General features: G+C 66.1%; 5 protein-coding genes and 1 riboswitch. Of the genes, 2 read left to right on the forward strand and 3 right to left on the reverse strand.

Annotated elements, in window-relative coordinates; translation table 11 throughout:
- Nucleotides 1–63: 63 nt before the first annotated feature.
- The 3 genes from nrdR to KDK82_RS04215 all read right to left on the reverse strand — a co-directional run bounded on the left by nrdR (nucleotide 64) and on the right by KDK82_RS04215 (nucleotide 3,048).
- Nucleotides 64–519 (reverse strand): transcriptional regulator NrdR, encoded by a 456-nt coding sequence (nrdR, locus tag KDK82_RS04205; protein WP_012206755.1) that lies wholly within the window; start codon nucleotides 517–519, stop codon nucleotides 64–66.
- Nucleotides 520–541: 22 nt separating this feature from the next.
- Entirely contained in the window at nucleotides 542–1,789 is a 1,248-nt protein-coding gene (gene glyA / locus KDK82_RS04210; RefSeq protein ID WP_043819034.1) for a serine hydroxymethyltransferase, read from the reverse strand.
- 34 nt (nucleotides 1,790–1,823) lie between these two features.
- A riboswitch (ZMP/ZTP riboswitch) is annotated at nucleotides 1,824–1,999 on the reverse strand.
- Nucleotides 2,000–2,136: 137 nt separating this feature from the next.
- Nucleotides 2,137–3,048 carry a lytic transglycosylase domain-containing protein gene (locus tag KDK82_RS04215; RefSeq protein WP_088164096.1) on the reverse strand — a complete coding sequence of 304 codons (912 nt, stop codon included), beginning with the start codon at nucleotides 3,046–3,048 and terminating at the stop codon, nucleotides 2,137–2,139.
- A 768-nt stretch (nucleotides 3,049–3,816) separates the two neighbouring features.
- On the opposite strand from KDK82_RS04215, the gene KDK82_RS04220 reads away from it, so the two are divergent.
- Both KDK82_RS04220 and KDK82_RS04225 read left to right on the forward strand, forming a co-directional pair.
- A complete protein-coding gene (locus KDK82_RS04220) occupies nucleotides 3,817–7,635 on the forward strand; it encodes a DUF748 domain-containing protein (protein WP_088164097.1) in 3,819 nt (1,272 codons plus the stop codon).
- A 154-nt stretch (nucleotides 7,636–7,789) separates the two neighbouring features.
- Nucleotides 7,790–10,417 (forward strand): DUF349 domain-containing protein, encoded by a 2,628-nt coding sequence (locus KDK82_RS04225; protein ID WP_088164098.1) that lies wholly within the window; start codon nucleotides 7,790–7,792, stop codon nucleotides 10,415–10,417.
- Nucleotides 10,418–10,558 lie beyond the last annotated feature (141 nt).

The following is a 10,558-nucleotide window of genomic DNA, read 5'->3' on the forward strand; positions in this document are numbered from 1 at the left end:
CACTGCCAGGCCACCAAAGAAAAAGCCGCCCAAGGGCGGCTTTCTTGCGTCCTGCCGGCCTGATCAGCCGGGATTGCGCACCTCATCCATGACGTTCTTGAAATCGTCCACATCCTCGAAGCTGCGGTAGACGCTGGCGTAGCGGATGTAGCCGACCTTGTCGAGCAGCTTGAGCTCGCGCATCACCATCTCGCCCAGGCGGCTGGAGAGCACTTCGCGCTCGCCCAGGTTGCGCAGCCGCTCCTCGATGCGCTCGATGGCGGCATCGATCTGCTCTGTGCTCACGGGGCGCTTGCGCAGCGCGATCTTGAACGAGCCCAGCAGCTTGGCGCGCTCGTACTCGATGCGCCGCCCGTCCTTCTTGACGATGGCGGGAAAGCTGACCTCGGGCCGCTCATAGGTCGTAAAGCGCTTGTCGCAGCCGCCGCACTGGCGGCGGCGGCGGATGAAGCCCCCATCCTCGGCCTCGCGGGTCTCCACGACCTGGGTGTCCGGATGGCTGCAGAACGGGCACTTCATGGCAGGCCTCTATGCGTGCAACTCAGGCGCCGTAGACCGGGAAGCGGGCCGTCAGCTCGGCCACCTGGGCGCGCACGCGGGCCAGGTTGGCTTCGTCGCTGGGGTTCTCCAGCACGTCGGCCAGCAGGTTGGCTGTCAGGCGGGCTTCCTCTTCCTTGAAGCCGCGCGTGGTCATGGCGGGCGTGCCCACGCGGATGCCGCTGGTCACCATCGGCTTTTCGGGATCGTTGGGGATGGAGTTCTTGTTGATCGTCATGTGGGCGGCACCCAGCGCGGCTTCGGCCGCCTTGCCGGTGATGCCCTTGGCGCGCAGGTCCACCAGCATGACGTGGCTTTCCGTGCGGCCGGAGACGATGCGCAGACCGCGTGCTGTCAGCGTTTCCGCGACAACCTTGGCGTTCTTCACGACCTGTTCCTGGTAGGTCTTGAACTCGGGCGACAGCGCTTCCTTGAAGGCCACGGCCTTGCCGGCAATGACATGCATCAGCGGGCCGCCTTGCAGGCCGGGGAAGATGGCGCTGTTGATGGCCTTCTCGTGCTCGGCCTTCATCAGGATCACGCCGCCGCGCGGGCCGCGCAGGCTCTTGTGCGTGGTGGTGGTGACCACGTCGGCGTGGGGCACGGGGTTGGGGTACACGCCTGCGGCGATCAGGCCGGCATAGTGGGCCATGTCCACCCAGAAGATGGCGCCGACTTCCCGGGCGATCTTGGCGAAGCGCTCGAAGTCGATGGCCAGGGCGTAGGCCGATGCGCCGGCCACGATGATGCGGGGCTTGTGCTCGCGCGCCAGCGCTTCCATCTTGTCGTAGTCGATGGCTTCTTCGGCATTCAGGCCGTAGGAGACCACGTTGAACCACTTGCCCGACATGTTCAGCGGCATGCCGTGCGTCAGGTGGCCGCCTTCGGCCAGGCTCATGCCCATGATGGTGTCGCCGGGCTTGGCAAAGGCCATCAGCACTGCCTGGTTGGCCTGGGAGCCGGAGTTGGGCTGCACGTTGGCGGCTTCGGCGCCGAACAGCTTCTTGACGCGGTCGATGGCGAGTTGCTCGACCACATCGACGTTCTCGCAGCCGCCGTAGTAGCGCTTGCCCGGATAGCCTTCGGCGTACTTGTTGGTGAGCTGGGAGCCCTGGGCTTCCATGACGGCAGGCGAGCAATAGTTCTCGCTGGCGATCAGCTCGATATGTTCTTGTTGACGCAGGTTCTCGGCCTGGATGGCGGCAAAGACTTCGGCGTCGACCTTCTCGACGGTATTGGTGCGTTGAAACATGGCAGTCCTGTGAACTTGAAATTCCCTTGAGGCCAAGGGCTGCCCAGGCGAACGGCGGAACACTCCAGATCCCGCGTGCGCATGGAGGCTGGGCGGTACGCTCCCCGGTGGTTCACAGAAGGTGGTCCTTCTCGGGCCTTCTGCTGGTTTCCACGTCAGCGGCAGCGGTGCGTGAAGCGGCTGCGCCTATCGCCAGTTGCGTACCCCGCTAGTGTAGCTGAGCCGGTGGCGCCGAAGACCTGGCAGGGGCGTTGCAGAAGGCGTTTGCGTGGGCCAACTGCAGTTGGATCGGGCATGAAAAAAGCTGGCCTTGGCCAGCTGTGCACTCACTATGCCGGGAAGTCAGGCTAAAGCGCCGGCTCCTGGGACTGAAGGGCCACCTGCTCGGAGCGGGCAGAGGTGTTGCTCGAGCTGACCGGCACGGCTGCAGGCGCAGCCGATGCTGCCGGGCCCGAGGCCTCGGCCACGGGGGTGGCCGGCTTGGTGGAGGCAATCTGTACGGCCTGCCGGGGCTGATCTACCTTGGCGGTCATCAAAGGCACGGCACGCAGGCCGGCAGCCATGCGCAGGCGCTGGTGCTCGGCCAGCACCTTGGCGGCGTAGCCACCATCGGTGGGCAGGTTGGCCGCGCCCACGTAGTAGCGCAGGCCTCCTTCGATGGAGCCGGCGCGCTCGATGCATTCCTTGAGCACGCGCACGCCCACGCGCAGATTGCTGACCGGGTCGAAGGCAGCATTCTGGCCACCGAAGTTCTCATACTTGTCGGTATGCACCGTGGTCATCACCTGCATCAGGCCCTGCGCGCCGACAGCGCTTTGCGCAAACGGGTTGAAGCTGGACTCGATGGCCATGATGGCCAGGATCAGCGTCGGGTCCAGGCGGTTGACCTTGCCCAGGTCGTAGGCCTCGCTGACCAGTGCCGCGATGGGCTCGGGCGCCACGCGGTACTTCTTGCTGAGCCAGAAGGCCACGGCCGCCTGCTCCTTGGGCAGGTTCTTGGGGTTGGTCGCCGTCGCCCGATCGCTGGCAGCGAGTTCGACGGGAACACCCAGCTCGGCCATCTGGCGAGCGGTCAGCCAGGAGCGCAGCTGGCTCTCTCCGGCATCGCGCAGGTCAGGGCGGGCGAACAAAGTGATGGCCATGAAGGCCACAGCCAAGCCCAGAAGGGCGAAGCTGTTGTGGATGATGGCAAGAAAACCGTTGGCCACATCGATGGCGAACGTTCGCGCGGCGGCGAAAAATTTTCCTGACGCTGGCATAGCTTTTTCCTTTCTAGGGGCACCAACCCGAAACGGCCTTCGCCGAAGCGAAGGCCGGTGAGGCTGACACCCTGGATTGGGTGCTGCGGATCCGGGAGGCTGGCGCTTGGTGCGCCATTGCGTTGTATGCCTGCGGGATCTGCTCAGTCGTGAGGCAGCAGAAACAAAAAACGCTCTATTCGAGCGCTGGCGGATTCTAGGAGTTCACCAAATACACGGTCAACACTATGAAATCAACTTTTTAGATCAATAAATAATAACAAACCATGGATGCAAACACAGTTTTGAGGTGTTGAAGAGCGGGTGGCGTGCTACCGATGTACACCGCTTCCGCCGTTTTCAGAGTGCGTCATGAAATTGCAATGAAATGCAAAAGCACTGGCAGGCCGACCCCGCGTCCTTCTATATTTGAGGCGACTGCTCCTGCAGTCGTCTCGCCAAAGTGGAAGACAGGTAAAAGTGGTGTTCGATAGTTCGGATACCGTGGTTCAAGTCTTCTTCCGCGGCCTTCCTGGAAGCAATCTCTTGCTTCCAAGCAGCAAGGACCATCCTCTCCTTGACTGCGGAAAACGGTCGGGACTTGTGCCCGCCGTAAAGCCCGGAAGCCGGTTCACGGCTTCCGGGCTTTGTCGTTCAAGGATGGCCGCAACGTCAAGAAATGTGCCGTGATGCGGACCCAGCCGTTGCTGCCGCCCCAATTTCTGGTGCAATGCAGCCGTTGCCCTGTCCTGTGTCCCAGGGTGGGGCTGTACTAGTTACCAGAGCCCCATGCAATCTCTCTTCAAGCACCGCTGGCTGCGCAGGCTGGCCATCGCCCTTGTGGCGTTCCTTTTGCTGTGGCTGCTGCTGTGGGCGCTGGTGCCCGTTGTGGCCAAGAGTCAACTGGAAAAGCAGGCATCGGCCAAGCTGGGCCGTCAGGTCCGTGTGGGTGCAGTGGAGTTCCGGCCCTGGTCGCTGGAGCTGACCCTGCGGGACCTGAGCATTGCCAGGAGCCAGGCGGAAGGCGCGGCGCCGGAGTCCGTGCCGTCTTCATCTTCGTCCCCCCAGCTTCAGATCGACCGTATCTATGTCAATGCCAGTATCCAGTCGCTGTTTCGGCTGGCGCCGGTGCTGGATGCCATCGAGGTCGATGCGCCGGTGCTGCGCCTGACCCAGCAGAGCCTGGGGCATTTCGATGTGGACGATGTGCTGGCCAGGCTGGCCGAACCCGGCGACACGCCGCCCTCCAGGCCCGTGGGCTTTGCGCTGTACAACATTGCGCTGCGCGACGGCCGCGTGGAATTGCAGGACGAGGTCCAGCAGCGCCAGCACATGCTCGAGCAGTTGCAGCTGCGCCTGCCCTTCATCAGCAACCTGGAGTCCAAGCGCGAGATCAAGGTGCTCCCGCACCTGTCCTTTGCGCTCAACGGCAGCCGGTTTGAATCCAGTGCCCAGAGCACGCCCTTCACCGAGCAGCGCCAGACCGCTGTCGATCTGAACTGGCAGGGCGTGGACCTGACGCCTTATTTGGGCTATGTGCCCGTCACCGCGCCTGCCAAGCCGCGTTCCGGCGTGCTCGATGCCAACCTGCACATCTCCTTTGAGCAGGCCGAGCAGGCCGTGGTCCGCATCACCGGGGAGGTCAGCCTGTCCGGCGCCGAGCTGCACGACCGCGACGGCGCCCCCCTGCTGCGCTTCGAGCGCCTGGCCGCCGTGCTCAAGAACGTGCAGCCGCTGCAATCGGTTGCGGAGCTGGAGTCCGTGCAGTGGAGCGCCCCCGAGATTTTTGCGGCCCGCGATGCGCAAGGCCGCATCAATTGGATGGCGATGGGGGGGGCTTCCTCCCCGGATGCCAGGCTGGCAGCGGAAAAGCCTGCCTCCGACGCGCCCCAGCCGTGGAAGGTCAGCCTGGACAGGCTGTCCGTTGCCAATGCCACGGTGCACTGGCGCGATGCCGTTCCCGACGCTGGAAAGTCGGGCGCTGCGCTGCAGGCGCGCGAGCTGTCGTTGCAGGTGCGCGATATCCGCTGGCCCCTGGAGCAACCGCTGCAGCTTGCTGCCAGCATGCAGGTGCAGCCCGAATCGGCGGGGGAGGGGGCGAAACCTGCCGAGTTGCAGCTGAGCGGGGCCTTGACCGACAAGCAGGGCCAACTGGCCATCTCCGCGCGGCAATTGCCGCTGCAACTGGCGGCACCGTACCTGTCTGCCCATATCAGACCCGAGCTGACGGGTCTTTTGAGCACCGACGCCGGCCTGGGCTGGAACGGTTCCGCCATGGTGGTTCAGGTGGCCGGGCTGGGCGTGGAGCAGTTGAGCCTCAAGGACAAGGCCGCGCCCATCGATATCGCGCATCTGCAGCTGGAACAGGTGCAGGTCAATCTGGCCAGCCAGCAGGTCTCCGTTGGCCGCTTGGCATTGCAAAAGCCGCAGCTGGCCGTGTTGCGCGATGCCCAGGGCCGGTGGATGTACGAGCAATGGCTGCCGCCCGCCTCCTCGGCGTCCGAATCGCAGGACGCCGGCAAGGACAAGACCCGGCCCTGGGGCCTGAAGCTGCAGGCGGTGGAGGTCGATGGCGGCGCCATTGCGCTGCGTGACGAAGCTCCCGTGCGCAACGCGGATTCGGCGCGCACCGTGTCGCTGGACCTGGGTTCACTGCGCCTTCGTATGGGCGCCATCGAGCCGCTGGCCGCCAAATCCGCGCCCACGCCGCTGGAGCTGTCCGCCCAGGTCGGCTCGGGTCGGCGTGTCCAGGCGGGCTCGCTGAGCCTGCGGGGGGACCTGGGGCTGGCGCCGCTGTCGCTTCAGGGCAAGTTGCAGGCGCGCAGCCTGCCGCTGCATGCGCTGGAGCCCTACTTTGCCGACATGCTCAATGTGGAGTTGGTGCGCGCCGACGGCAATTTCCTCGGACAACTGCGCTTTGTCAGCCAACCGGCCGGCCCCGAGCTGGCGGTGCAGGGGGATGTCGAGCTCGTGGATCTGCGCATGCGCTCCGCGCTGGCCTCTCCCGTGCAAGCGGCGGGCGAGGCCGCAGGGCAGGGCGCGCCACGCACCGCGGCAGGCGCCGTGGCTGCCGTGCTCAGCGAGTCCACGGCCGACCGGGCCAAGGCCCAGTCGGTTGCCTTGGGACTCGGCCTGCGCGATGAACTGCTGGCCTGGAAGACGCTGGCCGTGCGCGGGCTGGACCTGCAGATGCAGCCCGCCCAGCCGCTGCGCCTGAGCGTGCGCGAGACGGCGCTCAGCGACTTCTTTGCGCGCGTCATCGTGCAGCGCAACGGGCGCATCAACCTGCAGGACATCGTCAAATCCGCGAAGTCCCAGCAGTCCCTGGAGCAGAACGCCGCGCCGGCCGCGGATGGCACGGCGGCTTCCGCCGAACCGGCGCCACCGCAGGCCACCTCCGGGCCTGGGCCCGTCATCAAGATCGGGCCGATTGTGCTGACGGGCGGCAGGGTGCAGTTCTCCGACTACTTCATCCAGCCCAACTACTCGGCCGACCTCAGCGAGCTGGCGGGTCGCCTGAGCGCCTTCTCGTCCGAGCAGCCTGCCAGCCAGCAGGCGCCGCAACTGGCGGATGTGGAACTGCGCGGCCGCGCCCAGGGCACGGCTTCGCTGGAGATCACCGGCCAAGTCAATCCCCTGGCCAAGCCGCTGGCCCTGGACATACGTGCCCAGATGCGCGACCTGGAACTGCCCCCGCTGTCGCCGTACTCCATCAAGTACGCGGGCCACGGGATCGAGCGCGGCAAGCTCAGCATGGACGTCAACTACAAGATCGAGCCCGATGGCCAGCTCACGGCGCGCAACAAGCTGGTGCTGCATCAGCTCACCTTCGGCGAAGCCGTCGAAGGCGCGCCCGCCTCGCTGCCCGTGCGCCTGGCGGTGGCGCTGTTGGCTGACCGCAACGGAGTCATCGACCTGGACCTGCCGGTCAGCGGCTCGCTCAACGACCCGCAATTTCGGCTGGCGCCGGTCATCTTCAAGATCATTGGCAACCTGATCATGAAGGCCATCACCTCGCCGTTCTCGCTGCTGTCGGGCGCTTTTGGGGGCAGCAGCGAATCGGGCGTGGTGGCCTTTGCGCCGGGGCGTGCCCAGATCGACGGCAAGGCCCGCGAGAGCCTGGACAAGGTGGTTGCCTCCCTCAAGGATCGCCCGGCCCTCAAGCTCACCGTGATCGGCGAGGCGCGCGAGGCGCAGGACAAAGATGCCTGGAAGCAGGCGGAGCTCGATCGCCTGCTGCTCGCCCAGAAACGCCGCCAGGTGCTGCGCGACGGCAAATCGGCAGAGTCCGTGACCGAGTTGCCCGCCTCCGAAGTGCCGGCCTTGACCAAGGCGCTGTACAGTCGCGCCGACTTTGTCAAGCCGCGCAATGTCATCGGCATGGCCAAGGACCTGCCCACCGACCAGATGCGCAGTCTGCTGCTGGAGCAGATTGCCGTGCCCGACGACGCCATGCGCGAACTGGCGCTGGCCCGCGCCGTGGCCGTGCGCGACTACCTTGCCCAGCAGCAGTTGCCGCTTGAACGCCTGTTTCTGGGGGCTCCAAAACTGGACTCCGACGACCAGGAATGGAGTCCGCGCGCCCAGCTCAGCCTGTCCACGCAGTAGCCCGGTTTTGGCTCCGCTTCAAATAACGGCGAGAATATGGTTTTCCCGGTCCGGCTAGCATGCCCGCATGCGGCCTGGCCGGCCGCGTCTGGCGGCCCGCGGCAGCCAGACATTCAACGATTGATTCATGTCTTCTCTTTCCCCCCGCAGCACCATGTCCGATGCACCTGAAGTGAGCCCTGCTTCTGCCAAGAATCCCGAACAACACCCCTTGGATGTGCTCACGGGCGGTGCCTTCTCCGCCGAAACCTCGGGTGATCGCGCCGCGCGCATCCGCGACTGGCTGGCAACCCAGCCTTCGGTCGAGCAATTGCAGGACGTCCTCAAGGAACTGAGCGCGCGCGACAAGGGTGCGGCCCGTGCCGTGCGTGAGCGCCTGGACGAGATCCGCCGCACCAAGGACCAGGAAAAGATCGCAGTGGAGTGGGCTGAAAAGGCCCAGGCGCTGCTGGTCGCATCGCCCTTCAATGCCGCCGACGCCATCGCCTGGCAGCGCGACGCCGCCAAGGCGGGCGCACCGCTGTCGCGTGAACCTCTGTCGCAGCACAAGGCCCAGCTGGCCGAGCGTGTCAAGGCCATCGAGGAACTGCAGCATCGCGTGCAGGTCCAGCGCGAAGTGGCTGTTTTGCTGGCCCAGCGCATCGAGGTCCTGTCCACCAAGCCCTGGCGCGATGCCCAGGCCGTGCTGGACAACCTGCGAGCCGACGTGGCCCGCTGGCAGGAGCAGGCGGGCGAGCTCACCGGCGATGCCAACTGGGCCAGCGTGGACGGACGCTTCCCGCCCCAGCTGGAAGCCGCCAGCGCACAGCTGATCCTGGTCTGGGATGCCTTCCAGTCTGCACTGGCGCTGACCGAAGCTGCCGCCGCCGACGAAGCCGCTCCGCTGCCCACCGTGCCCGTGTGGGCCGATGAACTGCGCGTGGCGCGTGGCCTGCCTCCCGAGGCGGCGGCTGCCGAGCCGTCCAAGCCCGCTCCCGCTGCCCGCAGCGCAGCCCAGCCCAAGGCGAAGACATCGCCTGAGCAAGTGGCTGCCGCCAGCAGTGCACTGACCCAGGCGCTGGAGCAGCTCCAGGCCGAGACGGCTGCTGGCGAAAGCAAGGCGGGCTCCGCTGCCGTTCAAGCCGTGCGTGCCGCCATCAAGGCCCATGGCCGCCTGGTGGACGATGCACTGGTCACCAAGGTGCATGAGGCCCTTCTGGCAGCTGGCGAGTCCGAAGGCTGGCCGCGCCAGAACGCCGACAAGCTGCGCGAGGAACTGGTTGCCAAGGCGGAAGCCCTGCTGAACCGCCCTGAAGGCCAGGCGCTGGGTGGCCGCAAGATCCAGGAATCGCTGCGCAGCCTGCGCGAGCAATGGAAGCTTGCCGACCAGGGCAGCGCAGCCAACCACGCACTGTGGAAGAAGTTTGACGAAGCCTGCAACACGGCCCACAAGGTGGTCGAGTCCTGGCATGACAAGCTGCGCACCGAAGCCACCCAGTCCAAGGCACAGCGCCTGGCGCTGATCGAAGAGATCAAGGCCTGGGCAGCACAGCAGTCCGCCAGCGAAGATCTCAAGGGCGCGGCGCGCGCACTGCGCCAGTTCGCTGAACGTTGGCGTGAAAGCGGGCACATCGGCGAGAAGCTGTTTGCCGAACTGCAACCCCAGTTCAAGCAGGCCATGGCCCTGGCCGAGGCTCCGTTGCATGCCGCGCAAAAGGCCAGCCTGCAGCGTCGCCACGCCATGATCGACGAAGCCACCGCTCTGGGCGCAGCGCCCAACCTGCGCATCGACGCCGTCAAGGCCCTGCAGCAGCGCTGGCAGGCCGAGGCGCAGGCCGTGCCGCTGGACCGCAAGCATGAGCAAAAGCTCTGGGATGCCTTCCGCAAGCCACTGGACGAAGCCTTCAACCGCAAGGGCACCGAGCGGGGCCCCCGCGCCGCAGCCGTGGCACTCAGCGACCATGATCGCCGCGTGCTGGAAGCGTCGCAGGCCGTGGAAGCTGCCAATACCTCGGGTGACGTGCAGCAAATCCGCGCTGCGGTGGAGGCTCTGGAGCAAGCGCTGCGTGGCCGTGCCGATGCTTCCGTGAATGCGGCCCAGCCAGCACAGGAGCCTGCCGCTGCTGCAGCGGGTTCGGAAGAGTCCGAAGCCAAGCCGGTGCCGGTGCGCCCCGTGGTTGCCGTGCGCGGCGATGATCGTCCTGGCATGAAGAAGGAAGAGGGCGGTGCACGTGCTGCCCGTCCTGGCGACCGCCGCGATGGTGGCCGTGGTCGCGACGGCCGGGATGGCCGAGACAGCCGCGACAGTGGCCGTTTCAGCCGCGAGCCGCGCGAAGAGCGCGGACCGCGCCTGGCGGACCCCGCCTTCCGCGCCCAGCGTGAAGCCATGGAGCATGCCCAGGACGCCCTGCGCAAGCTCGCGGCCCAGGCCCATGGTGAAGCACTGACCCAGCTGATGGCGGCGTGGGAGTCGCGTGATGCTGCCCAGATGCCTGCTGCCCAGCAGCTTGGCGGTCGCGTGTCTGCACAAGTGCGCAGTGCCTGGTCGCAGGCCTTGGGTCAGGCACCCAAGGGAGACGCGGGCGAAGCCCTGCTGCGCCTTGAAATGGCCGCCGACGTTCCCACACCTGCGGAACATCTGAGCGCCCGCCGTGCCCTGCAGCTGCAGCTGCTGACGCGCCGCAACGATCCTGCTCCGCAGGAAACCTGGGGCAACGATGCCGCCCGGGTGCTGGCATCGCCGCGCGATGATGCCAGCGCGCGCCGCCTGCAGAACGTGCTCAAGCAACTGCTGCGCAAGTAATGCGTGGGAGGTGATCCTCTCATCCAGGAAGGGAGCCGCTGGCTCCCTTTTTTTTGCGCCATGGATGCGGTCTTCTGGGGTCGATGCGTCTGCAGCGCCCAAGAAAAAAGGCCGTTGCATGTGCAACGGCCTTTTCATGTT

It is taken from the genome of Delftia sp. K82 (assembly GCF_002193035.1).
GTDB classification, from domain to species: Bacteria; Pseudomonadota; Gammaproteobacteria; order Burkholderiales; family Burkholderiaceae_C; genus Comamonas; species Comamonas acidovorans.